The following is a 24,606-nucleotide window of genomic DNA, read 5'->3' as shown; positions in this document are numbered from 1 at the left end:
AGAGTGTGCGTGAGAGGAAGGCTGGTCTTGGCCCAGGTGCGCTGATGAGTCAGCAGGTGCCGGACGGCTCGTTTCGGCGAACTAGTCCAATTACCAGTCGAGAAGCGTGTGGGTCGGCGACGATCGTGTCTCGCAGCAACAGGAACCAAGTTGCGGCGTCGTGGTTAATAGAAGTTTGGCAAAGGAGATCGTCAGATGCCCCGTGCCAAGCCTCCATTATTTGTCGCCATCGTCGCAAGCTCATTTCTGGTGGTCCTCGCGCTAGAACGCATTGCTAGTGCCGGGTCCGGAGGCGCAGGCACGGGGACGGGCGCGAGTAGCGCCAGCGCTGGCCCGTCGGCACCCTCTGGAATGGGGACGGGGGCAGGTAACGCTGGTTCGTCAGCAACCCCAGGAATGGGGACGAAAGATACGGGCACCGGCGGAAATCCAGGCATCAACGCCGAGCCGAGCAATCCGAACGTTCAGCCCGCCACGCCGGCGAGGTCGCGGGCGGCAGCCCAGGCCGCACGAAATGCAGGGGCTGGCCACGCGCAAAATGGCCTGCCGATCGGTGCCGTCGGGAGCGGCACGAGCAAGGAGGACCAAATGGCCATTGGCCGAGCGTCATCCCGAAACAGATCCGGGCCGGCAACACAGGCCCAAGGAAACACCAACGTTGGTTCAGAAGGTCTGCCAGGGAGAGGCACGAGCCTTTCGGACGAGATCAGCCTTCCGCGCGCTGCACGAGCTGGAGACAAGGTGCTGGATGCCAAGGCGCAGGTCGCGCGACGGACGACTGTCTCTCCCAGACGCGTTCCAGGTCGGGCAAAATTGGGTTTGTAGGCGGGCAAGCCACTTTCGGGGAGCTTATGAGGCCGCAAGCAGGTGGCGCGATGAAGACTTGCCGGTTGCCTGCTAACGCTGCCAGTTCGCGATCGATATTTCCCTGTTCCGAGATGGTATGCTTTGGCTGCAGCAGGCTTGAATTTTCAGGACATTTCACGCGGAGCCCAATCGTCGAGTGGTGGGGTTCTAGCCACGTTTTCCCCTGGCGCTTTGTGACGGCGCCGCAATTACCTTCGTAAGGAAATATCTGCCCCTCGGTGTTTCGCCGACTTGCGGACGGATCCTTTGGTGCTATGCCGAAATTCACCGCTGAATTGATCTGCGCAAGTTCTCGCCAACGTTGGATTGAGAAGCGCAAATCTCGGATTCTTGGGTCGTCGTGGCGTTGGCAATCTTCGGGATATTGAATGCAGAATTGTTAGAATGACAGCGGTGGCGTCACCACTTGAGATTCATCGTTTGAGTAGGCGGGCTGGCCGCAAACGCAATACATTATGGCCAGCATGCGGACCGCATGTCTGATCATCGAAAGCTCGCCTGACATTATTGATTGCTAGACGAAGTATTTGCGATGCGGTGGAAGCGCTATGACAGTTGTGAGGCAATTTGTGCTCAATCGTGGAGCAGCGTGCTTTTGGCCGCAGAACCAACCCTGCCGCTTTCCCCTTGCTGACATCACCGTGACCACCGTCGAGAAGGTCGATGCCGCGATCACGATCGGCAACACGTCAGGTAATACGACGATTGCTGCCAGCGCGGTGCCGATGAGATTTACGCCGGTGCAGGCCATGGCAATTTCCGTTTCGTCAGCATCTCAGCCGGTGCTGCCGATACCATTCACAATCTCGACGCTGACAATGATAGCTTTAAGCTATCGGGCATCGGCATCGCCGGTGGTCACATCGAGTCTGTGGATGGTGCACCTTTGCTCGGCGGTAACGAGGCTTCGGCCCACCTGCAGAATTTCGGGTCGGGTAACGACCATCTCCAGATCGATATGATGCCGATGGAACGAGCCACATGGACGAGAGCCCGAAAAATGTGAGCGGCACGCTGCACAATGGCAGATTCTTGGTGGCCCAAAGCCGAATGGCCTTAGGTCCGATCGACTAGCGCGGCGGCTTGCTCACCTCTCCCGCTTGCTTGCGGGAGAGAGAGGTTGGCGCGAAGCGCCGGGTGAAGCTCTTTAGGGATTGTCTCATTGCGGAAACATCCTCTCCCGTCCCTCATTTGGTCTCAAACAAAACTGCCGCCCCCTCTGGCAGGGGAGCGGCAGTTGTGGGTCGTTGTTAGTTCAGCTGAGCCGAGTGCGGTCGAACCTACCGCACGTACCAATATCCCCACCAGCGCTGGGACACTGGCCGTGCCTGCGCCTTCATGGCCGCGACTTCCTCGACCGGGCGAAGCTGGGGACCATAGATCGCGGGCGGGTACACGTCATCCCACAGCACAAAGCCGCCCTGGACGGCGGTCGCCCGGTGCGACGTAGCAAGCGCGAGTTCGGCGGCCGGTGCAACCGAGACCGTCACGGCGAGGCCAAGAGCGGCCAGGGCAATTGATGGAATAAGAGCGCGGAAGTTCATTGGATTGAATCCCTCGTAAAATGCGATGCGAAATAATGCGACGGGTTCCGCACGGTTGCAAGGGCGTGGGCCGGCCGGTCGGCCCGAAATTTCCTGTTCGCGGGAAGCCGCGTCAGGCTTGCCCGACTGCAACGGTGTCGGACAGGCCGGGGTCTGCGAGGACGTCTCTCTATATAGAGTGCTGCTCATGGAGGAATCCTGATCGTTGCCATCGATGCGCGCGGAGATTACGCCGCGTGCACTCCCGAGGTCAGGCATGAACAATCTTTCGGCGCCAAGAGGTCGGCAAGAATCATGATGTCGACACACTGCTCGCTCTTGATAGGTTCTGGACTATCCAAGGCGACTCCCATGACTTCTGCATTCCTCTCCGCTTTCATTTTCAGCGCTGGACTCATCTCGGGATACGCGTTGCGTGCTTGGCGCATCCAGCGAAGCCCTGCGAGATCATCCCGTGACGCCTGGCGCCGAACGGCCGGTCCAACTCCCACCTCAACGTTCGGCCACGCCCGACGAGCCTTTTAGGCAATGTTCGGCGCGCAGGCAGGACGCAGGATCTCTCATTGATACGAAGGGGGCATGATGAGATGAGCGAACCCAAGAGGGACGCGCCCCGGCGCTACATCGTGGATGGCGCGGGACAACGCGTGCTTGTCGGCCTGACGATTTCGGAGACGGTCGAGTTCGAAGCCCTCGATAATCCAGGCGCCCGCCTTGGCGCCGACTTGCTTGTCGAGCGGCGCAGTGTCCGTCAGGACGGACACGGGGAGCGTTGGCTGGAGCTCTACGTCAAGCACGAGCGAGCCTGGAACGATTGGATGGCCGAGACGCGTGCGCGGCTGGAGAAGCCCTGCTTGCTCAACTAGAGTCCGATCAGGACATGTGGGCAGCCCTGCCGAGGCGCGAGCCCGGCTTCGGCGGGCAATGGCAGGCCGTCGTCACCTCACACTGCGAGCATGCGGCTGCCCTGGATGCTCATCAGGGTCAGATTGCCGGTCGCATAGGCGCCGGTGTCGATGTTGACCCGGTTCGCCAGGAATTCAGCGCTGCGGACCGGCGTATGACCATGCACGATATATTTGCCGAACTGCTGCTCGCTGCGCAGGAATTCTTCGCGAATCCAAAGCAGATCGCGCTCGGTCTGCTCGGCCAGTGGCACGCCCGGGCGAACGCCGGCGTGAACGAAGAAGAAATCCCCGCAACTGAAGCTCAGCCGCAAATTGTCGATAAATTCCAGATGTTCGGTGGGCATTGCCCGTATCAGATCGCGCATGATCGATGCGGGCTCGTCGCGCTTCAGGTCCGGCGGGGGGAGGCCGTAGGACATCAACGTCTGGGCGCCGCCCACCGCAATCCAATCCTCGAACAGCGAAGGATCCTCGAACACGCTGACAAGAAATGCCTCGTGGTTTCCCTTGAGGAACACCGCGTTTCCCCGACGGCTCCGTTCGACCAGGACGTCGAGCGTGGCGCGCGTATTGGGGCCGCGATCGATGTAATCGCCCATGAAGACCTCGACCGCATAGCGCGGCCGGCTGCGGGCAACGTCGGCGTCGATCACCCGCAACATGGGCTGGAGCAGATGCGCGCACCCGTGAATATCCGAGATCGCATAGATGCGGACTCCCTCCGGCAATTGCGGTTTGGGAATCGGCGGACGCGGTCGGGCGAGAGATATCATGGCGCTCAAATCGATCGGGTGGTCGAAAAATTTCCCCAAGTCGCCGGCACCTAGGAGCTTCCATCCAACACGAACAGCGTGAATTCGGCGAGGGAGCGTTCCTGTTCTCCGGCTCGATCACGCCAAAAGAAGGGCGCTGCAGTTTTTGCCGACCTGGTCATGCGGGCGGCGCGAATGATCGGTGCGCGAGAATTGCATTGCTGAATGCGAGAGCGCGGCAAAGTTGCATGCCTAAGCCGAATTGTCAGCTGCACGCCCAGATAGAAATTCATCGAAATTCTCGCAAGGGACTCGTCGTGCTTCATCGGCGAATTACGTCGCCTGAAAGATGAGCGGCAAGCGCTCGCGCGACGATCAGGTGCCGCGTCGGATGTGGAACTTGATTCAAAATAGGGCAACGCGTTCGCTCCTATGTCATCACTGTGACGACATTTTCATCGCAACGAATTTCGCTGCGCATTTCAACGCGGCTCACGATCCTTGCGACGCAAAAGTTTTGCGTGCAGCGCCACAATGTCGCTGCGATCACTGAACACTTTCCGTGCGGGGAAGTGACGAGTCTTCAGCATCACGATGAGCGTCAAGCACTCTCTCGATAGGCAGAGGTTCGAATGGCTGTTGCAACTTATGGTTCTGAAAACGCTCACACGCTCTCATCGACGCGCGGTGGCTCTCTTCAGAGGCCATTTCAGATCGTGGTCATGGCGGCTGACTTTCTGCTGATCTTGTTGAGTTATGCCGCCGGGGCTTCGTTGTACGGCGCAGCCGTCGCTTCGCCCAATGACGGTGCTTCGGTGGGAGCGGGGTTGTTCGTCGGCGTGGTGTTCGTGGCGGTCGCCTATTTCCGGGACGTCTATGCCACGCACCGTCTGCTCAACGTCGTCTGGCAGCTTCGAAAGGCGGTGCTGATCTGGCTGACGTCGCTGACGATCCTTGCCGTTGCGGCCTTCTTGCTGAAATCGACGGACAATCTATCGCGCGGCACCGTCATCGTGTTCGCTGTGATCGGCGGACTTGGCCTGATCAGCCTCCGCTTCGTCTGGCAGGCGGTGTTCGGCACCAGCTTTGCGAGAAGTCGGCTGGTCGATCGCAAGGTGATCCTGCTCAGCCTCAAGCCGCTCGACTTCACGTCGAGCCGCTTCAAGGACCTGCGGAGGAATGGCTTCGACGTGATGCGCCATTTCGTGCTCGGAGCCGATCGGGATGACGGCCACTGGGAGCGGCAGATTCGTGACGTGATCCGTCAGTCGCGCTCGGCCGACGTCGACGAATATCTGCTTGCGATCGACTGGAACGAATTGCCGATGCTTCGCAAGCTGGGGCCATATTTGCGCGCCGTCCCACAGCCCATACGCCTGCTGCCGGACGACCCGGTCGCTGATCTCGTGGCCCGTCCATTCCTGCCGGTCAGTGGAACCGTCGCGGTCGAAATCCAGCGGCCGCCTCTCACCATTCTGGAGCGGCTACAAAAGCGCTGCCTCGACGTTGGCGTGGCCTTGTTCGCGCTGGTGATGCTGACGCCGTTGCTGCTGACCGTTGCCGTGCTGATCAAGCTGGATTCCCCCGGAAACGTCATATTCCGGCAATCGCGCCGCGGCTTCAACGGCAGGCCGTTCCAGATCTGGAAGTTCCGAACCATGACCGTTTGCGAGAACGGCGAGACCATCGCCCAGGCGACCAAGCGGGATGCCCGGGTCACCAAGATCGGGCGCTTCCTGCGCATGACGAGCATTGACGAACTGCCGCAGCTCTGGAACGTGCTGCGCGGGGATATGTCCCTGGTCGGGCCGCGACCGCATGCGTTGGCCCATGACAATTATTATGACGAGCTGATCAGCAAGTATGTCTACCGGCACCACATGAAGCCGGGGTTGACGGGCTGGGCCCAGGTGAACGGGTTCAGGGGAGAGACGCCGACGATCGATCTGATGGAAAAGCGGGTCGAGTACGACGTCTGGTACGTCAGCAACTGGAGTATCTGGCTCGACCTGAAGATCATGGCCCGCACGGCGTCCGCCGTGATGTTCCAGGAAGCCTACTGACCCCAATGACCCGATGATCTGAGGTGCAGGCGCTGGAGTTCAGGTTCCGTCTCGTGTCGACCTGCCGAAGAGCCGCATGATCGCATCCCGCAAGGCCAGCAACGGCGGGACGAGCACGAAGAAGGCCCCCATCGCAACGGAGACGATGACATGGCGGATCGAGAACGGTTCGTCCTGCTCGATGTCGCGTCGGCTCGGATCGATGGGCGCGGGTGAGAGCGTCGGCGCCGCCATCGGCTGCCGGCGCGCCTTGCGTGGAGGAACCACGATCAACACGAACAGGATGTTGAGCAGGACCCAAATAGTCAAAATCGTCAGGACGATCAGCATTCCGAGCCCGCCGGAAAGGAACTACAAGTACGAGCCGAGATTAGCCTCAGGGAACCCAGAAAGAAAGATGCCCAAAGTTTCGGCATTTTGAGGCGTCGAGGACCGGATTGTCTCGTCTTATCGATAAACGTTGGCCGACTGGCGCACTGTCCTAGCCGTCACCGTCTTCGTCAATCCTTGTTTTTGGCTAGAGCAATAACTGCAAGTTGTGGATTCCGGACGAATACGGAGACCGGAGCAGGTCCAGGGGCTTGGGGCAATCCCCGCTCGCGCAGGCGAAGGCGCGCTCGACCGCCTTCACGCAACAATTCCGCAAAGCACGAAAAAGGCCCGCTGCCAAATGGCAACGGGCCCGAGGTCGTTCCAGATCGGCTGGGCGCGGTGCCGCCTAGGTATGCTCGACGTAGTAGCTGTTGTGGTGCTTCCCCTTGTACGCCTCGATGCGCTTGAGCATCTTCGGGTTGGCGCGGTTGAGCACGGCACCGAGCAGCTTCTTCTGGAGGACTTCCGACCCGGAAACCGACTCCTGAAGGGCACTTCGCGTCGTCTGCCCCCATTCGATCACGTAGACCATGGCGTCGATCAGGAGGCTGACGGCCTTCGAGTCCGCCACCGGCATCACCGGGGCAAGGTCGATCACGATGTACTCGTAGTGCTCTCTCAGCACCTTGAGCAACTCGGCCATCGCCTTCGATCCAATGACGTCGGCCGAATTGACCATGCGGGACGCCACGACGGAGGGCAGGAAATCCAGGCCCGTCTCCTTGCTTCGCTGCACATGGTAGCCGAGGCTCGCCGGATCGCTGAGAGCCTCCACCAGTCCGCTCTTGGCGTTGGGGGCGAGCTCCCGGGTGAGCGAGCGCGTGTGCAGATCGCCGTCGATGAGGACCGTGCGATGTCCGGTGAGGGCGATCAGCTGTGCGAAGTTGGCCGCCACCGTCGTTTTTCCTTCCTTGGGAAGGGAAGACACGATGCCGATCACCTTGATCTCGCGGGTCAGGCGCGCAACGTCGATCGACACCTTGATGTTGCGCAACGTCTCGGCAAACCGCGAAAAGGGATGATCGACGACGTAGCGAGACAGATCGGACGGGCCGGTCTTCGTGGGCGGGCGGATATCGGGCAGGACGCCGAGGCACTTGACGCCGAGCTCCTCCTCGACCTCGCCGGGGGTCCGCAAGACGTCGCTGAGCAGTTCACGCCCGAACGCGACACCGAAGCCGAGGCAGAGGCCGCCGACGAGGCCCCCCACCAGCGCCAGCACCGTGCGCGGCGAGCTCTTGCGTTCGGGCTTGGTGGCGGTGCTGATCAGGCGCGCCTCGCTGAGCGGAAAGCTCTGATTCTGCGTCGCGCTTTGCAGCTTCTCGAGGAAGTTGTTGTAGAGGTTGCGGTAGGTGTCCGCGGCGCTTTCGAGGTCGCGCAGCTTGACTGCGGCCTGGCCGGTATCGCCGGCCTGGGCGACGAGCTCCTTGACGTTCTTCTCGAGCGAGGCCTCGCGGCTCTTTGCGATCTCATAGTCGCTGCGATAGGCGTCGCCGATCCGATGCAGCTCGTCGGCGATGTTCTTGCGCAGCTCCTCCATCTTGTTGGCCAGATTGACTGCCGCAAGATGTTGCTTGCCGTAGCGCCTCGACCAGTCGGCATACTGGGCCTGGAGGTCCAGATATTGCGCGCGCAGGCGGGTGATGACCGAGTTGTTGAGAGCGTCGGTCACCGTCGATTGCGCGACGTCCTGGTCTGAAATCGCGTTGATCCGGTCGAGCCGGGCCTTGGCTTCGGCCGTCGACGCCCGCGCCTGAACCAGCTGGGTATTGAGGTCCGACAATTGCTGTTCGGACATCAGGCCGCGGCTGGTTCCGACGATATTGTGCTCGGCCTTGAAGGTCTGCACGGCACGGTCGCTGGCGGTGGCCTGCTCGCTCAGCTCAATGCTGCGCTGCTGAAGCCATTCGGTTGCCCGCTTGGTGGACTGATATTTGGCTTCCAGCGCGCCAACGAGATAGGCATTGGCGATGGCGTTGACGATCTTGGCGGCCTTGTCGGGGCTCCGCGAGCGATAGTTCAACGACAAGACATACGTCGTCAGGACGCGCTCGGTTCTCAGGCTCTTCTGAACCGCCTCGACCACGGCATGTTCGAGCCGCTCCTGGGACGCCGGCTCGCCGGTGCCAAACAGCGACATGACCTTGCCGAGGACCATGGACAGCAGGCCTGGATTGGAGCCATTGAACTCCGGATCCTCCGTCAGCTTCAGGCGACGGACGACCGAGAGAATCAGGTCGTCCGAATTGATGACCTCGACCTGGCTGTCGACGTAGCCGGTGTCGATGAGGGCGCTGCTCGCGTTGCTGTCCTTGTCCAGCACCTGTGTCTGACGCGTATCCATCATGATGCGGGCGTTCGCCGTGTACATGGGTTGCGCCAGAACCAGATAGACGATTACCAGGGCCAGCGAAGCTCCGGTGCACGCCGCGATGATCGGCCATTGCCGGCGCAGGACGTCCGCCACGCGCTCGAAGCTGAGGACCGCTCCGCCGAATTCGATGCCGAATCGGTGTCCCGACTGAAAATGTTCTCTGGGTTGGTACATTGTCTGCTTCGTTGCCTCTGACGATCGCTGATCAGTTCGGAAGGGGGACGGGTTTGAAAGGATTGGCCAGCTTGGTCTTCCATTCGCCGTCGAGCAGCGCCCCTCCCCGGGGCGGCGGCGTCGGGCCTTTGTTTTGCGCTTGAGCCTGGACGCCGGAGGCGTCGTCGCCCGCGGCGGAATAACCTGATTGCACGTTGAGATCGCCGACCCGCTGCACGAAATCCCTGATCTTGCGTGCAGCCTCCGGCTTCGTCGACGTGCACCTCCCTTCGGCAATCCTCAGCGCGGCGCCGATCGAGGAGCGGTCCGTCGAAGTGGATGCGGAGATCAGTGTCTGCACGGACGGCAACACCGAGGGATTCGTGGCGATATAGGTGGCGAGCCGGTATCTCAGCTTCTCCTTGTCGTTGCGCAGCCGCTCCAGAAGGGAGGAGGGCGATTTGACGAAGGTGTCGAGTTCCAGTTGCGAGGCACGGTCCGAAAATTCGACGCACTGAGCGCGGCAAGCATCGACGCTCCAGACGATCAGCGCCGAACCTATCAAGACGGTCGGTAGCCATCGCGGCTGTGCATGACGACGTGTTAGTCCGCGGCCCATCCGTGTTCCTTGCTTCTGTTGCAATAGGAGAACAGGCGAAACTTGGCAGGTAACTGTGTCATCTTTTTGTGCGGCGCAAAAGCTGACGCACGATCGTCGATGACGAACAAACATTCTGCGACATTGCGTCGGTTGCAAAGAGACGAATTACAATGCCTGCGAGATCGGCATGTCGCGCTCACGAATGTTGCAACGTGAAAACATATCAGGCACTCGCGGACCGACGCGTCGCAAAACCGACACAAGTCGCGTCGCACTCTTGTTGTTCCCGGCAATGAGAGAATTTTTTCTACTGCGACATTCACATTAGACAAATGAATCTCGAGCGCCGGCCTCCATCGCAACAGCGCCGAATTTCGCGCACACTTTATACGCAAATGCTCGCAATGATCACGGCCGAATTGATTTGCGCGCCGATGCGCGGCGGTCTCAAGCAAAAAGTGGCGTGAACTTGGCGCTCGCATGTCCGAACGAACTGCGAGCGTTGAAATTATCGTCGATCGTCATGCGCCGAATGCGAGTCCGCGATCGCAGAGATTGAACGCGCGCGAGTCCTGATACACACTGCTGCGGTGCAATAGCTACGGAATGTTGATGTGACGGAGTTGGTTCATCGTGAGAAGGCGCATGTCCTGCCGCTCGACAGCATCCGGGGCATCGCTGCGACGTCGGTGGTAATTCACCATCTGCTGCTGATGCCGACGTTCCTCGCGGCGTTTCCGCACAATGCGTGGATCAACTGCTCGTTCTTCAGAAGCTCCTGGCTGCTGGTCGATCTGTTCTTCGTTCTCAGCGGGATCGTCATGTCGCTCAGCTACGTCGAGAGCGACTTCGGACGCTTCTCGCTGCGCGAGTTCATGGTGCGGCGCCTGGCGAGGGTCTATCCGCTGCACATCGTCATGCTGATGGCAAATCTGTTGTTTCGCCTGCTGCGTATCAGCCTGGTCATGGCGGGCGTCGTCGTGGCCGCGCCGGCGGCCTTCGAAGTGAACAATGCCTATTCCTTCGGTCTCAACGTCCTGCTGCTGCATTCGATGGGATTCATCGACTATCTCAGCTGGAACGCGCCGAGCTGGAGCATCAGCGTCGAGTTCTACACCTACCTGGTGTTCGGCCTGATCGTCCTCTTTGCCCAGCGCATGCGGTCCCTGTTGTGGTTCTACGTCCTCTGCGGCGCGCTTGCGGTCGGAAGCCTGGTCTTCATCATCTTCGTGCTCGACAAGAGGAGCCTCGGGCTTCAGACTGACTTCGGCATCCTGCGCTGCTTCGTCAGCTTCTTTCTGGGCGTGCTCACGGTCAGGATCGTCGATCGACTGCCGGCCAAGCCAGGCCCCGCAGTTCAGGGCGCGCTGCAATTCGTCGCCATGATAGCCAGCATCGTGCTGGTGTCCGTGGCGGAGACCAGTCCTGCATCGACCTTCCTTGCGCCGGTGACGTTTGCGGTCTTCCTCGGCAGCCTGCTGGCCTTTCCGGATGCGCTGCTGGTGCCGCGGATCCTGGTGGCCAAGCCGCTGGTCTGGCTCGGAAAACGTTCCTACTCGATCTATATGGTGCACGCGCTCGTGGTGCTGCTCGCCGAATATTTCGTGCGGGCCGTGGGAGCGGGGCGGATCGCCGCGCTGGATTCGGTGTGGGCAGGCCTGCCGGCGACGTTGAACCTCGTGGTCTCGCTGGCAGCCGTCCTGGCGGTTTCTCACTTCACTTATCTCTACATCGAAATTCCCGGCGGCAAGTTCATGCGAAATGCGCTCGGAAGCCGTCGGGATTTCGCGCGATCTCCCGCGCGCTCGGCGCGGCTGACGAACTGATTCGAATATGACGATGCTCGCGCTGCAACGGCCCAGAATGACGCTGATCAGCCTCAACATCGAGGCGATCGCGCTCGCGGTCTATCTGGTCCGCGACGCCTTCGGCGGCGTGATCCGTTATTACACCAGCATCTATCACATGGATGCGCTCTGGTACCTGCCCGACGGCGTCGCGCTTCTGTGCCTGATCCAGTTCTTCGTGCATTGCGTCTTGCGCAATCGCAGCACGTTGGCGCTGCTGGTGCTGGTGCAGATCATGCTGTCGCTTGTGCTCGGCTATTTCATGATGGGCACGGCCAATGCGGCGATCTCGTCGTTCAAGATGATGCTCCCGGTGTTCGTCGGGTTCTGCTTCTGCGATTCCAGTCTCGGCTCGTACCGCAAGCTGCTGTCCATCATCGCGGTGACCTTCTATTTGTCGGTGATCGGCGTTCTCCTGACCAAGTTCTACCTGATGCCCTGGGTGGGCTATAAATACGAATCCTTCGGCGCGGTACGCGAGGCCGGCCGGCTGTGGTGGGCCTATGGCGGCGACGACCAGCGCCTCATGGGGTTTGCGGCCGACAATACCATGGCGGCCTTCTTCATCCTGGTATCGTTCGCGATCACGTCCATCCGCATGAGCACCACCTGGTGCCTCCTGTTCGGCTCCATCGCGATCTATGCCATCAAGCTGACCACCAGCAAGACGACCATGATCGTCCTCGTGCTCTATTTGATTCTGCTGGTGCTGGTGCGGATGCTGCCGGAGAAGTCGCGGTTTCCCGCGATTCGGGCCATTGCGCTGTGGTCGTTTGCCGCGATCTTTGTGCCGTTCTTCATGATCGTGCTCGCATCGGGTACGGCGGCGGTGCCGCACTCGACTCTGTTCAGCATCGTAGATCGCATCAACAACAGCTGGCAGTTGCCGTTCGTGTACATGAACCAGCTGATGCCGATCGGTCTGGTGACCGGCTGCGGCGCGGGCTGTTTCAATTACCCGCAGAAGCTGTTCTCGCCGCTCGCGCATTTCTGGGTGCCCGTCGACAATTTCTACATCGGGACCTATCTAATGTTCGGTCTTCCATTCGTTGCCTTCATGGTGATGGTGTTCCGGGCGACGTTCGGCGCCACCGACGTCTACAAGCTGACGCTGATCTTCGTCGTCAATTTGTTCACGATCACCGTTCTGAACTACGGTCCGGCGTCCGGGCTCTTGATCATCGCATTGAGCTTTAGCGAGGTGTTCTCGCGCCGTGCGGCCTCCGCACGGGCGGGCGACGTCGTACCGGTCGTCATGCGGCAACCGATGCCGTCATTGGAAGGCTTCCGCCCGGACATGCCGGCGGCGAGCGGAAGCAGGTGAGAACGAACGATGCATAAAAGGCTCGCATTCATCGACACGCTGCGCGGCATTGCCGTGTTGTCGGTCCTGGTCCAGCACGTGTTCGAGGTGATCGTCGAGAAACATCCGACGGGCGCCTTTTACTGGCCCATCCACGACGTGTTCGGCTATTACATGAACTTCGGCCGGTTCGGCGTGGTGCTGTTCTTCTTCGTCAGCGGCTTCGTCATTCCGTTCAGCTTTCCCGACAGCGCCACGCCGGTGCGGGATTTCGCAATCAGCCGCTTCTTCCGGCTCTATCCCGCCTACTGGACCTCGCTCGTCATCGGGCTGCTGACGATGCAGCTGCTGGAGTCGAAGGTCTATCCGCTCGGGCAGGTCGCCGCGAACGTGACGATGTTGCAGACCTTCGTGAATGTCCCGAACCTCTGGGTGTTCTACTGGACGTTGGCGATCGAGCTGCTGTTCTACGTCGGATGCACTATTCTGTTCGCGATGGGGCTGCTGAACCAGCGCTTCACGGCAGTGACGATCGTCGTTGCGGCGGCGCTGATCGGAACCAGCGCCGCGCTGCTGGTGGAGAACAGGACCGTTTCCTCGGTGATGGAGGTCGGGTTGAACCTGTCGGCGATGTTCCTGGGCAAGATCATCCGCGACACCGTGATCGGCGGGAAGCTGCGATGGACCCACGTCGCCGTCTGCACGCTGCTGTATGCGATCTTCGCCATCACCCTGTCCGACCGGCGGTTCGGAGGCGTGTATCACGAGAATTTCTTCTACAGCTATTCGATTGGAGCGGCCTATGTCTGCGCGGCGCTGGTCTTCATCGGCTTTGCCGTGTTCGGCGAGAGAATGGCGTGGCGCCCGATGGCCTTTGTCGGCGTGATCAGCTACTCGGTCTACCTGATGTCGCCGTTCGTGATCGTCTTCATCCATCGCCTCTTCTGGTTCGGCGACGGGCCGCTCGGATGGTCGCTCTTCCTGCTGCTGAACCTGGCGCTGTCGCTTCTCGTCAGCTGGATGACGTTTCTATTCGTCGAGAAACCCAGTATTGCCTTTGGACACCGGTTCCGCTCGGCGCGCCGAAAGAAGGTGGTTCTCGAGCCTGCGCTCAGCACCCAAGGGGCTGCAGAGTGACCAAGCTTCCGCACCAAGCCGGCCCCGCCTATGACGGATCGTTCGTCCCGTCGGTCCAGGGGCTCCGCGGCATTGCGGCGCTGAGCGTGCTGATGGATCATTTCTACGACATGCCGAAGGGCGGCATGTACGACATCCCGGATCCCGGATTCCTGCCGCCGCTCTGGGCCTGGCTGCAATCGGTGATCAATGTCGGCGGGCACGGTGTCGAGCTGTTCTTCATGATCAGCGGCTTTCTGATCCCGGCGAGCCTGGTGCGGCATGGGTCGCTGCCGCGGTTCTTCTTCGATCGCGTCCTGCGCATCATGCCCGTGTTCGTCGTCCTGCATCTCGCACTGTTCGCGATTGGTCCGATCGTCGCTTACAAGTTCTTCCGTGGGATCGATCTGCCGAACTATCTCGCCATCTTCACAGCCAACCTGTTCTTCGTGCAGGATGCGCTCGGCCTGCCCATTGCCCAGCAGAATGCCTGGACGCTGACCTATGAGTGGGCATTCTACATCTGGTTCGCGCTGACATTTTCTATGTGGCGCAGCGGGGGCAGGCTACTGGCTGCGCCCCTGATCCTGCTGGGCATCGCCTGTCTTCTGCACTGGCCGATCACGGCCTTCTTCTGCATCGGCATGCTGTTCAGCGCCACCGGCTTTCGCATCGCTATTCCGGGGCGCCTCGGCTTGATCGCAGGGCTTGCTTGCGGAGCGGCGATGTATGCGAGCCTGGTGCTGTTTCACCCGTTCGTGGGGCTGCTTCCCGGCTTCCTGCTGTTCGGCATGGTGCTTGCCCCCGAGTCGGGCCTCGGCCGGGCTCTGAGTGCGCCGGCCCTGCAATATGTCGGCAAGATCAGCTACAGCCTCTATCTCGTGCATCCCTTCGTGCTGTTCCCCTTGCAGGTGATCGGCCTGAAGCTGGTCGCCGCCGGCGTCGATCGCTGGCTGCTGTGGGCCGGCTTCATCGCGCTCGGGCTGGTGCTGTCGTTGGTCGCGAGCGCGATCAGCTATGAGCTGATCGAGGTGAGGCTGAGGCGCCTGTTGGACGGGGCGATCCGGGGCATGTTCTTTCGACCGCTGAAGGTCGGGCAATCGGTTTGAGGCACCGCGTGCCCGTCGCGGTCAGCTCACGGTACGACCGGCGAGCTTGTGATAGGACCCCAGCAACTGCTCGGCGATGCGGTCCCAGTTCAAAATGCCGGCCGCGGTTTGCCGTGCGCCATCGGTCAGTGTCGCGGCAAGAGGCTTCGAGGTCAGCACGCGCTCGAGCGCATCGGCCAATGCGGCGGCATCGCCCGGAGGAACCAGCAGCCCGTTGACGCCGTCGGTGACGACGTCGGGGATGCCGCCGGTGGCGCTGGCAACGACGGGACGAGAATTGCCGTAGGCCGATGCGAGCACGCCGCTCTGTGTTGCATCCTTATACGGCAAGGCGACCACCGTTGCGGATTGAAACAGCCGCCCGGTATCAGCAGGCGAAATGTAGGCATTGATCGTCTTGACGGTCGGCATCGCCTCCATCCGCGCACCGAGCCGCGTCATCTCGGGGCCGCGGCCGGCGACGATCGCCTCATGCGCCACGCCGCGCCGGGCCAACATGTCGATCGCGTCGATGAAGACGTCCAGCCCTTTGTAGGCCCACATCCGTCCAAAAAACAGGATCCGGGCGGATTCCGGTGCGACGGCACCTCCGGCCGGCGGAACCATGAGCACGCCGTGCATGCTGGAAACCGTTTCGCCCTTGAAGTCTGGGGAGGCGCGCCGAAAATCGGCGATGCAGCTTTCGCCGTGCGTCGTGACGATCGACGCGGCCGCGCGCATGCGTCCACGCCAGCTGTCCTCACGTGGCGAGGTGCCCGAGCCGCCTTCCGAATGCGGGATCGCATCGTGAACGGTCAACACGAGAGGAATGCCGAGCGGACGAAGGAACTGGATCAGCTTGGACGTGTAGATTTCCGGAACTTCGTGACAATGAATCACGTCCGGACGAAACGAAATTATATCGAGGAACGAGGCCGGGATGCCGATCACGCCGCCGCGGCGCAGGCTCAGGTCGCGGATGCGTGTCTCGAACGGCGCCGCCACGGCGATATCGGCCAGTTCCCATTGCTGGTTGGCATCTTTGCGGTTGAGCACAAGGCGGACGTCGCAATGGTGAGCCAATCCCGAGGCGAGCCGGTAGGAATATTCTGCAAAATGCGGTGCGTAGATCGCCACGCGCAAACGCTTGGAGCTACGGAGAGAACGCGGAGCAGGCGAATTCATCAAGGCATCCATTTTGCATCACATCGCAAAGGTTGATTGGAGTGTAGTCCACGATTTGAACTCACTTCCACTCTAAATCGGACTCGTGACGGCACTCATCTGATTGCCATCACTCCGTCGTAATCTCGCGAGCAATCACTGCTCCGCCGTGATCGGAGACGGTGACGTCGCGGCAGCATCGCGCCACGTCGTCTAGTCTGCGATTGTGATTGGATCTGTCGGAATTGGGTCGAATTGTTGATGAACGTCACGCAGGGCAAGCAACATCAGGTCGTGGTGGCGTTGTTTTGGTCGCTCGCCCAGAATTGGGGCGGCCGCGCGTTGTCGTTCGTACTGTTCCTGGTATTGGCGCGGTTGCTCAACCCCACCGATTTCGGCCTTGCCGCGCTGGTGGCCTTCATCCTGCTGCTTCTAAGCTCCATCGCGGAATTCGGCTTCGGTGACGCGTTGATCCAGCGGCGGACGCTCGAGCCCGCCGACGTGACGCTGCCCTTTTTCTGCTCGTTTGCAGCCTCGGTGCTCCTGGCCGTTCTGATTGCGCTGCTTGCGTCGCATATCGAGCATTGGCTCGACGTGCAGGGGCTCACGCCGCTGCTGATCGCCGCCAGTCTGTCGCTTCCGATCGGGACCGCGACCCTGTTTCAGGAGGCGCTCTACAAGCGCCAGATGGATTTTCGCGTGCTTGCGGTCAGGACCATGGTGGCAACCGCCGTGTCCGGCGTCGTGGGCATCGGCTGCGCCTATGCCGGGTTCGGCGCCCTCAGCCTCGTGATCCAGGTGGTCGTTCAGAGCGCGATCAGCGGCTTGTGGCTCTGGAGCCAGCCGCGATGGCTGCCGATGCGCGGCTATGATCTGAAGAGCTTTCGTGAGCTATCCGGCTACAGCATTCACGTCGTGCTGAACAGGCTATTGGACTTCGCCATCGTGCGGACGATCGACATGATCATCCTTTCGCTCTATGGCGTCGCGGCGCTCGGCATCTACACGGTCGGTGCGAGGGTCTACATCATCCTGATGCAGCTGCTCACCCAGGCGGTCATGGACGTCGCGCTCAGCGCATTGTCCAAGATCGCGCACGAGCGGGACCGCATCGCGGGCGCTTACCTGCGCAGCGTCAGCCTCGGTGCGCTGATCGGATCTCCGGTCTTTGTGCTCCTCGCGGCGATCGCGCCGGAGTTCTCCCTGCTGCTGTTCGGTGCGAAGTGGGGCGGCAGCGAAGCGGTGATGCGGCCGTTGATGCTGATTGGCGCGGTCCAGACCGTGCAGTTCGTCAACAGCGCCTATTTTGGCGCTCTGGGCAAACCGAACTACGTCTTTCTGCTCAATATCCTGAAGTTCTGTACGGTCGTGCCGGCCATGTTCCTGCTGCCGTCGCGCGACATTGGCCAACTGGCCACGATCTTCGCGTTCTCGCAGCTCGTGGTGACTCCCGTGACGTTCGCGCTGGCGCTTCGGCTGCTGGGCCTGAGCTGGGGCCAGTTTCTGCGTCCCATTGCGGGCTGCCTGTGTGCCATCGTTCTGGCGTACGGCGCGGTCGTGCTGTGCCGGGAGGCGACGCCGGGCATGAACCCTTATTTGCGGATTGGACTGCTGTCGTCCTGTTTTGGGGTGACCTACCTGACGGGCCTTCTGCTGTTCTGGCGGAAGCAGGTCCTTTCCCTGATTGATTTCGTCGTGAAGCGCGGTGCGACCGCTTGATGAAGACGAGGAGGATGTGGTGAAGCAATTGATCCCCGTACCCGTACGCAGGCAGCTCCGAGGCTGGCTCAACAGTGCGAGGAATACGCCGTTGGCACTCGATCTGCTCGAGCTGCGCAGGTGGCAGATCGCCCGGAAGGACGTCGGCGTCAATGTCGCCCCGCGCAATAATCCGCGCCGGCTCGTCGTGCTCCCCTCCGATCCCTGGAGCGTCCATCAGTCGCGCGGCGACGAGGCCATGATCGAAGCGGCCACCGGGGAGGTGAAGCGGGCCTACCCCGATCTCGAGGTCTACATCGTGACCGCGACCGCAGCGGCCAGCGCGGACGTGCGTGCGATGGGTTTCAAGCCGCTCGAACTCTGGAGACAGCCGTTCTCCTACGAGACGGTGGCGCAGGAGCTGTCGCTCACCAGACCGGATTTCGGGCTGATTCTGGGGGCCGACGTGCTCGACGGCTACTATTCTCCGGTGGATGCCGCGCGCATGCTGCTGGTTGCCGATCTGATGGCGGCGTTCGGCGCCAAGGTCAGCGTGCTCGGCTTCAGCTTCAACTCCCGCCCGGCGAAGGCGCTGCGCGAGGTGTTCCGACTGCTGGATCCGGGCGTGGTCCTGAACCTGCGCGATGCGATATCCCTTCGGCGGTTCGACGATTTCGCCAGGAAGCGCGCCCATCTGGTCACCGATGCGGCGTTCATGCTGACGCCGCGGGCGGATACGGCGGCGGTGAAGCAGATCGCGGCCAAGATAGCGCGGCAGCGCGAGCAGGGCCGCAAGGTCTTCGTCTTCAACATCCATCCGATGTTGTTCAAGAAGCCGGAGCCGGCCAAGCTGCGGCAAATGATAGAGCTCGCGGCGGGCGCCATGCAGCGGCTGTCTCGCGAGCACAATGCAAGCTGGCTGTTGTTGGCGCACGACTACCGCCCCGAGATCGCCGACGACAATTGTCTTCGGCCGCTGGCCGACCGCCTCAAGCCCGCGCTCGGCGATCGCGTGCATCACGTCGACCAGGTGCTGTCGGCTGGCGAGATCAAGGCGGTTGTCGGTCTGGTCGACGGCGTGATCACCGGCCGCATGCATCTGGCGATCGCGGCGCTGGGACAGGGAACGCCCGTCGCAGCGATCACCTATCAGGACAAGTTCCAGGGCCTGTTCGCGCACTTTGGCGTCAGCGAACAGTTGTTGTTGTCGCCGTCGCAGTTCCTTGTCGGCGATAGCTTCGAGAGGTTTCTGCTGCACTTCCTCGGCGCGTACGAAGCTGTCGGCCAGCAGGTCCGTCAGGCGCTGCCGGGTGTCATGGACTTGTCGCGCGCCAATATCGCGCCGTTGCTGGGTGAAAGTGCGATGCAGATCGTGCCGGCGGCCGACGGTAAGGTCGCCTGAACGCCCCTCATGTCATCGGCAGGGCGGTCAGTTGACTGCCCGCTCGGTGTTGTCGAAACGCATGGATGTCTCGGCAGCCGCCGTCTGGACCTTGCGCGAGGTGGGAGCGGTGTCGGCCCAGCGATTGATGAGTCGCCGGGCGGGATTCTCGAAATAGGCGTAGGTGCGGTCCGCGATGACAGTCAGGACCGCACAGCACGCCAGGGCGAAGAGGCCGAACTGATCAGGGCGCAGTCCGAGCCAGGTCCACAATGGCTTGAACACGGCAATGAGAACGGCATCGTGCAGCATGTAGATCGCATATGAGGTGTTGCCGAGCCGGCCGAGCAGGCGGGCGCCCGGAAACTGCTTGAAGGCGCTTTCGCCGACCGCCGTGAGCAGGATGGCGCAGGAGAACAGCAGGATGGCGAGGTCGGGCTTGGCGAAGACGTTGAGGACGAGCACCGAGACGCCGAACATGCCGATGCCGGCGAAGATCATCCGCTTGCTGCGGTAGGGATGCGACATCCGGAACAGAATGGCGAGCAGGATTCCGTTCAGGAAGCTCGGCAGCGCGCGGAGCATTCCGTAGTCGAAATTGGCGCCATACATCTGCGACCGCTCCTGCCAGATCGGCAGATGGCCGTGGGCGAGGACCAGATAGAGCGCCGCCACGATCGCGGCGAGCACGACCGGCTGGACCTTGCGCGCGAACAGCATCAAGAGCGGAAAGATCAGATAACAGAAGAACTCGGCGCTGATCGACCAGGACGGCGAGTTGAAGCTGAGGTGATCGGTGACGCCCCAGGCCTGCAGCAGCAGGATGTTGTACAGGAAGTCCAGCGGGGTCGAGCGGGCCGTGCGCTCCAGCCCGACGCCGATGAGCACCACGAAGATGAGCAGGCTCAAGAGGTGCAGCGGATAGATCCGCGCAATACGCCGGATCATGAAGCGGGAATAGGCGGCCACGCCACGTGCGTCGGACGGGTAGGAGTAGGAGATCACGAAGCCGGACAGGATGAAGAACATGTCCACGAACAGGCCATAGGACCCGTTCCATGCCGGCGAGATGCCCGTGTCGATCAGCTTCAGGTGGAAGATAAAGACCCCGAGCGCGGCGACGAAACGGTAGAAGTCGAGAACGACGAAACGTCTTGCTTCACTGGCTTCCATCGGGCCTCGGAGTCCTTGCGCGGGTCGTCTCCGTGTCTAGCGGCGAATTGTGACGCAAGTTCGCTGAGCGCGTTCGCCGATGCGGCGCAATCGCGGCGGTCGGTCCGAATTCATGGGCGCCAACCAATTGCGGATGGTCATCGCTCTGCCCATTGATGAGGCAGGCGCCCGAAAAGCGAACGGGGCCGGGACCCTGCATGGTCCCGGCCCCGAAGGATGCTGGCGCGCGTCTGGGCTCTAATTTCGTCGTGCTCAGACGAACATGAAGTCGTGGCTGGTCAGGCTGGAGACATAGACGTTCTTCAGCAGGATCGAGTCGGTGGCGGAGAACGTGATGAGCGCGTTGGTGCCGGACTGCGTGATTTGCAGGTGACTGTAGTCCGTGGCCAGCAGTTTCGAGATCTGGACCACGTCGTGAGTTGCGCCGTCGCCGGCCTGGAAGTTGAGGATCTGGTCCTGGCCGTGGTCGTAGGCAATGGTGGTCGAGTTCGGTGCGGCCGAGAACACGTCGTTGGCTGCCCCGCCCTCGATCGTGACGCCGCTGGCGACGGCCGTGACGTTGTGGGTGCCGTCGGTCTTGGTCTGGTCGAAGAACTGCAGCGCATTCGCGCTGTTGTAGTTCTCGTGCTGCGTGGTGCCGGCCTGTCCGTTGAAGTTGAACAGGAAGACGTCCTTGGAGCCGTCGGTGTTGTTGGCGATCTCCTGGGTCTTGTTGCCGGCGCTGTTGTAGATGTCGGTCAGCTTGCTGCCGTCGTCGTGGATCACCTGGGTATAGTCCAGAGTGCCGTCGGCGTGGGTCCGGGTGAGCTCGACCATCTTGCCCGAGGCATCGAGGTGCTGATGCTGGGTGGTGTAGGACTGCCCGGTGATGTGGTAGTTCCAGTTGTCCGACGTGCCGTCGGCATTCTTGATATAGGCAGCGGTCTTCACGCCGGCAGTGTAGACGGTGGTGGAGTTGTAACCATCGCTCTTGGTCGTTACCTCGCTGGTGATGACACCCTTGGAGTCGTACCACTCCGACGTCTTGGTGCCGTCGGCACTCTGAACCAGCGTGAAGGCCAGGCTGTTGTCGGCGTGGGTGCGAACGATGTTGGTGAGGAAGCCCGTCGTATCGTAGCTGTCGTGCTCGTTGGTGTAGGTCTGGCCGACGACGTTGAACTGGAAGACGTCCTTCGACCCGTCGGCGTGGTAGTCGGTCTCGGTCTTCTTGACGCCCGACGCATCGTAGTTGGTGACCACGCTGCTGCCGTCGCTGTTGATGACCTGGGTATAGTCGAGCGAGTTGTCCGCATGCCAGCGGGTCACCTCGGTGGTCCGGCCGGCCGGGTCGAGGTGCTGGTACTGCGTGGTGTAGCTCTGACCCGTGATGTTGTAGCTGTAATTGTCGTGGCTCTGGTCGGCATTGGTGATATAGGCCGCCGTCTTCACGCCGTTGGTGTAAACGGTGGTCGAGCTGTAACCGCTCGGCTTCTGGAACACCTCGCTGGTGAGGACGCCGTTGGCGTCGTACCAGTCCGTCGTCTTGGTCCCATCGGCGCTCTGCGCCAGCTTGAACGCCATGCTGCCGTCGGCGTGCTTGCGGATCAGCGTGGTGAGGAATCCGGTCGTATCGTAGATGTCGTGCTCGATCGTGTAGGTCTGGCCGGTGATGTTGAAGAGGAAAACGTCCTTGCTGCCATCGGCGTGATAGTCGGTTTCCTTGGTCCGCGTTCCGGCGGCGTCGTAGTTGGTGACGACGCTGCTGCCGTCGGCGTTGATGACCTGGGTGTAGTCGAGCGTGCCGTCGGCATGCTTGCGGGTCACGGCCGTGACCTTGCCTGAGGGATCGACGTGCTGGATCAGCGTGGTGTAGCTCTGGCCGGTGATGCCGAAGGCGTAATTGTCCTGGCTGCCGTCGGCGTTCTTCACATAGGTATTGGTCTTGACGCCGTTGCTGTAGACCGTGGTCGAGGTAGTGCCGTCGGCCTTCTGGACCACCTCGTTGGTGAGGCTGCCGGCGGCATTGTACCAGTCGGTCGTCTTGGTGCCGTCGGTGGTCTGAGTGAGCTTGAAGGCGAGACTGCCGTCGCTGTGCAGGCGCGTCAGGCTGGTGAGGAAACCGGTGGTGTTGTAGGCGTCGTGCTCGGTCGTGTAGTTCTGGCCCTTGATGTTGTAGGTCCAGACGTCCTTGCTGTGATCGGCATGATAGGCGGTCTCGACCAGCTTGACGCCGGTGGCGCTATAGGTGGTGATCACGCTGCTGCCGTCGCTGTTGTAGACCTGCGTCGAGTCCAGCGAGCCGTCGGCATGGCTGCGGGTCACCGAGGTGACCTTCCCCGAGGCGTCGAGATGCTGAACCTGAGTGGTGAAGCTCTTGCCCGTGATGCCGTAGGTGTAATTGTCCTGCGAGCCGTCGGCATTCTTGACATAGGCGGCCGTCTTCACGCCGCCCGTGTAGAGCGTGGTGGAGTAATAGCCGCCGGACTTCTGGACGACCTCGCTCAGAAGGGTTCCGGCCGTGTTGTAGGTGTCGGTGGTCCTGGTTCCGTCGGTGCCGACGTGGACGAATTTCGTCTTCACGCCGCCTGTGTAGCTGATCAGGTCCTTGGAACCGTCGGTGTAAGCCACGGTGGTCGAGGTCGGCTGCCCGCTCGAATTCAGGCCGGTATCCGACTTCGACAGAAGCGTTCCGCTGGCGTTATAGGTCTTCGTGCTGCTCCAGGTCGCGGTCGAGTTCGTCACCGAGAACGAGTAGCCGCCCTGGATCTTGGAGAGGGCGCTGCCGTAATGGGCAATGATGTAGTCCATGGTTGCCTTCGAGGCGACCGGCAGGACGTGCGAATCGGTCAGCGTGATGGTCTGCAGCGCCGTCGACTCGCTCAGGTCGGACAGTTCAGGCACGATTTCGGCCGCCGTCCCGCTGACGCTGGTCCTTGTGTCCGGCGGAGTCGAAGTGGACGGGGGCGCGTCGATCTCGATGATCAGCGGGTGGTCGCTGACCGGAATCGTGATCGAGCTGACGTCGGTGTAGCTGGCGATCGCCGTGGTTCCCGTCAGGGTGTCGTACACCTTCACCGAATGATGCACGCCGCCGAGATTCACAGTGACCGTCTGGGCCGCATTGGTCACCTCGGTATCGGTGGGATCGTTCCAGAGCTTCGGCTCCGCCCACACGACCAGTTCGTAGGCGCCGTTGCTCTTGCCGAGCACCATGCTGTTGCCGGTGGCCGGCATGTTGCTCAGGGTGTAGTTCAACGGATCAGTCGGCTGCAGGCCGCCCTTGCCGTCGTCGGCCAGAATGGTCGTCAAATTGTGAATGGCCGTGGCGGCGAGCTTCGGCGTCCCGTCGGAATTGAACAGTCCGAAGTTGGCTTCGGGATTGGTATTGCCGGCGGACGAGTCGCGATCGAACAGCTCGTAGAGGTAGGTCGCGCTCACGCCGGCCTTATAGGCATCGGCCAGGGTGTTCAGGATCGATTTGGCCTGCACCGTCTCGTTGACGCCGAGATATTGGGTGTTGGCTTGCGTGGTGTAGCCGGTCTCGGTGATGACGACGGGCTTGCCCGGTGCCGCGGTCATGACGGCGCTCAGCGTTGCCGCGATGGAGCTGCTAGTCGTCAGGCTGGTGCTGACATAGGCATGGGCGTTGGCGTAGTCGACCGAGCCCGACATGTCGCCGAGCTGGTTGTAGCCTTGCGGATCGTTGTAGGCCAATGACAGATTGTAGATGGGAATGCTGCCGAGCGTGGCGTTGGCATTGACGGCCTGATAGAGCGCGCTCTGGAACTGCGCCGCGGCGGTAAGGCTCGAGCTGCCGTTGTAGCTGAACGGCTGGTGATTGGCCTCGTTGAGCCCTTCGATGGCGCTGATGCTGCCCGGATGGCTCGACACGAACTTCTCGAGCGAGGCGATGTAGTTCTGCAGTCCGGTCGTCCCCGTCTGGGGCAGGGCGGACGACACCAGGAAGTCGAATTTGTAGCCGGCAGCGGCCAGGCCATCGACGACGGGTTGCGCTGCCGGGCTGGTCCCCATCGCGTCGCGGAGATGGGTGACGCCGAGATATTCGAGGTCATCGACCATCAGGGCGAGATTGTTGTAGCCGGTCCACCCGAAGCCGGCGTGCGTGTTGACGCCGATGGAGTTGATGAAGCCGCTGGCGGACAGGACGGTTTGATCGGACATTGCACACTCGAGTTTCAGCGCAAGCAGAAATGCTCGCAGGG

19 protein-coding genes are annotated in these 24,606 nt (G+C 61.5%); 8 read left to right on the top strand and 11 right to left on the bottom strand.

All coding sequences use genetic code 11. The features are described 5' to 3' along the window. Nucleotides 1-1,381 precede the first annotated feature (1,381 nt). Nucleotides 1,382-1,618 (bottom strand): hypothetical protein, encoded by a 237-nt coding sequence (locus tag E4K64_RS27800; protein WP_135166332.1) that lies wholly within the window; start codon nucleotides 1,616-1,618, stop codon nucleotides 1,382-1,384. Nucleotides 1,619-2,147: 529 nt separating this feature from the next. Continuing rightward, nucleotides 2,148-2,669: a hypothetical protein gene (locus E4K64_RS41245; RefSeq protein ID WP_235884801.1), complete on the bottom strand. Its 522-nt coding sequence runs from the start codon at nucleotides 2,667-2,669 to the stop codon at nucleotides 2,148-2,150. 329 nt (nucleotides 2,670-2,998) lie between these two features. On the opposite strand from E4K64_RS41245, the gene E4K64_RS27790 reads away from it, so the two are divergent. Further along, nucleotides 2,999-3,277 (top strand): hypothetical protein, encoded by a 279-nt coding sequence (locus E4K64_RS27790; RefSeq protein WP_126260569.1) that lies wholly within the window; start codon nucleotides 2,999-3,001, stop codon nucleotides 3,275-3,277. Nucleotides 3,278-3,354: 77 nt separating this feature from the next. Here E4K64_RS27790 and E4K64_RS27785 read toward each other — a convergent pair whose 3' ends face one another. From E4K64_RS27785 to E4K64_RS41640, 3 genes are all read right to left on the bottom strand, one after another. Beyond that, nucleotides 3,355-4,092, bottom strand: coding sequence for a metallophosphoesterase family protein (locus tag E4K64_RS27785; protein WP_135166331.1), 738 nt, complete (start codon nucleotides 4,090-4,092; stop codon nucleotides 3,355-3,357). 50 nt (nucleotides 4,093-4,142) lie between these two features. Further along, entirely contained in the window at nucleotides 4,143-4,364 is a 222-nt protein-coding gene (locus E4K64_RS27780) for a hypothetical protein (RefSeq protein ID WP_135166330.1), read from the bottom strand. A gap of 189 nt (nucleotides 4,365-4,553) precedes the next feature. Continuing rightward, the gene (locus tag E4K64_RS41640) at nucleotides 4,554-4,676 is read right to left on the bottom strand and encodes a hypothetical protein (protein WP_283812336.1); all 123 of its coding nucleotides are present in this window, start codon (nucleotides 4,674-4,676) and stop codon (nucleotides 4,554-4,556) included. A 27-nt stretch (nucleotides 4,677-4,703) separates the two neighbouring features. Here E4K64_RS41640 and E4K64_RS27775 point away from each other — a divergent pair, with 27 nt between their 5' ends. Continuing rightward, nucleotides 4,704-6,134 (top strand): undecaprenyl-phosphate glucose phosphotransferase, encoded by a 1,431-nt coding sequence (locus E4K64_RS27775; RefSeq protein ID WP_135166329.1) that lies wholly within the window; start codon nucleotides 4,704-4,706, stop codon nucleotides 6,132-6,134. Between the two features lie 39 nt (nucleotides 6,135-6,173). On the opposite strand, the gene E4K64_RS27770 is transcribed toward E4K64_RS27775, so the two are convergent. The 3 genes from E4K64_RS27770 to E4K64_RS27760 form a co-directional block, all read right to left on the bottom strand. Beyond that, on the bottom strand, nucleotides 6,174-6,464 hold the full coding sequence (locus E4K64_RS27770) for a hypothetical protein (protein WP_135166328.1): 291 nt from the start codon (nucleotides 6,462-6,464) through the stop codon (nucleotides 6,174-6,176). Nucleotides 6,465-6,852: 388 nt separating this feature from the next. Further along, nucleotides 6,853-9,054 carry a Wzz/FepE/Etk N-terminal domain-containing protein gene (locus E4K64_RS27765; RefSeq protein WP_135166327.1) on the bottom strand — a complete coding sequence of 734 codons (2,202 nt, stop codon included), beginning with the start codon at nucleotides 9,052-9,054 and terminating at the stop codon, nucleotides 6,853-6,855. 31 nt (nucleotides 9,055-9,085) lie between these two features. Then, the gene (locus E4K64_RS27760; RefSeq protein ID WP_235884799.1) at nucleotides 9,086-9,676 is read right to left on the bottom strand and encodes a hypothetical protein; all 591 of its coding nucleotides are present in this window, start codon (nucleotides 9,674-9,676) and stop codon (nucleotides 9,086-9,088) included. Nucleotides 9,677-10,248: 572 nt separating this feature from the next. Between E4K64_RS27760 and E4K64_RS27755 the strand changes: the two genes are divergently transcribed. Genes E4K64_RS27755 through E4K64_RS27740 form a run of 4 tightly spaced genes read left to right on the top strand, consistent with a single transcriptional unit; the run spans nucleotide 10,249 to nucleotide 15,009 of the window. Further along, a complete protein-coding gene (locus E4K64_RS27755; protein ID WP_235884798.1) occupies nucleotides 10,249-11,460 on the top strand; it encodes an acyltransferase family protein in 1,212 nt (403 codons plus the stop codon). Between the two features lie 7 nt (nucleotides 11,461-11,467). Continuing rightward, nucleotides 11,468-12,805, top strand: a complete 1,338-nt coding sequence (locus tag E4K64_RS27750) for a hypothetical protein (RefSeq protein ID WP_135166326.1) — start codon at nucleotides 11,468-11,470, stop codon at nucleotides 12,803-12,805. A gap of 9 nt (nucleotides 12,806-12,814) precedes the next feature. Next, the gene (locus E4K64_RS27745; protein ID WP_135166325.1) at nucleotides 12,815-13,921 is read left to right on the top strand and encodes an acyltransferase family protein; all 1,107 of its coding nucleotides are present in this window, start codon (nucleotides 12,815-12,817) and stop codon (nucleotides 13,919-13,921) included. Then, on the top strand, nucleotides 13,918-15,009 hold the full coding sequence (locus tag E4K64_RS27740; protein ID WP_135166324.1) for an acyltransferase family protein: 1,092 nt from the start codon (nucleotides 13,918-13,920) through the stop codon (nucleotides 15,007-15,009). Before E4K64_RS27745 ends, E4K64_RS27740 begins: the two co-directional genes overlap by 4 nt. 21 nt (nucleotides 15,010-15,030) lie before the next feature. Here E4K64_RS27740 and E4K64_RS27735 read toward each other — a convergent pair whose 3' ends face one another. Next, nucleotides 15,031-16,125, bottom strand: coding sequence for a glycosyltransferase family 4 protein (locus tag E4K64_RS27735; protein ID WP_235884797.1), 1,095 nt, complete (start codon nucleotides 16,123-16,125; stop codon nucleotides 15,031-15,033). Nucleotides 16,126-16,413: 288 nt separating this feature from the next. Here E4K64_RS27735 and E4K64_RS27730 point away from each other — a divergent pair, with 288 nt between their 5' ends. Both E4K64_RS27730 and E4K64_RS27725 read left to right on the top strand, forming a co-directional pair. Next, nucleotides 16,414-17,871: a lipopolysaccharide biosynthesis protein gene (locus E4K64_RS27730; RefSeq protein WP_135166322.1), complete on the top strand. Its 1,458-nt coding sequence runs from the start codon at nucleotides 16,414-16,416 to the stop codon at nucleotides 17,869-17,871. A gap of 91 nt (nucleotides 17,872-17,962) precedes the next feature. Continuing rightward, nucleotides 17,963-19,252 carry a polysaccharide pyruvyl transferase family protein gene (locus tag E4K64_RS27725; protein WP_235884796.1) on the top strand — a complete coding sequence of 430 codons (1,290 nt, stop codon included), beginning with the start codon at nucleotides 17,963-17,965 and terminating at the stop codon, nucleotides 19,250-19,252. 27 nt (nucleotides 19,253-19,279) lie between these two features. On the opposite strand, the gene E4K64_RS27720 is transcribed toward E4K64_RS27725, so the two are convergent. Together E4K64_RS27720 and E4K64_RS27715 are read right to left on the bottom strand one after the other, a co-directional pair. After that, the gene (locus E4K64_RS27720; RefSeq protein WP_135166320.1) at nucleotides 19,280-20,404 is read right to left on the bottom strand and encodes an acyltransferase family protein; all 1,125 of its coding nucleotides are present in this window, start codon (nucleotides 20,402-20,404) and stop codon (nucleotides 19,280-19,282) included. Nucleotides 20,405-20,656: 252 nt separating this feature from the next. Beyond that, nucleotides 20,657-24,565, bottom strand: a complete 3,909-nt coding sequence (locus E4K64_RS27715) for an RHS repeat domain-containing protein (RefSeq protein WP_135166319.1) — start codon at nucleotides 24,563-24,565, stop codon at nucleotides 20,657-20,659. Nucleotides 24,566-24,606 lie beyond the last annotated feature (41 nt).

The sequence above is a fragment of the Bradyrhizobium frederickii genome, assembly GCF_004570865.1.
In the GTDB taxonomy this organism is placed as follows: Bacteria; Pseudomonadota; Alphaproteobacteria; order Rhizobiales; family Xanthobacteraceae; genus Bradyrhizobium; species Bradyrhizobium frederickii.
Note: the sequence above shows the minus strand (reverse complement) of the source record. Positions and strands in the feature narration are given on the sequence as shown.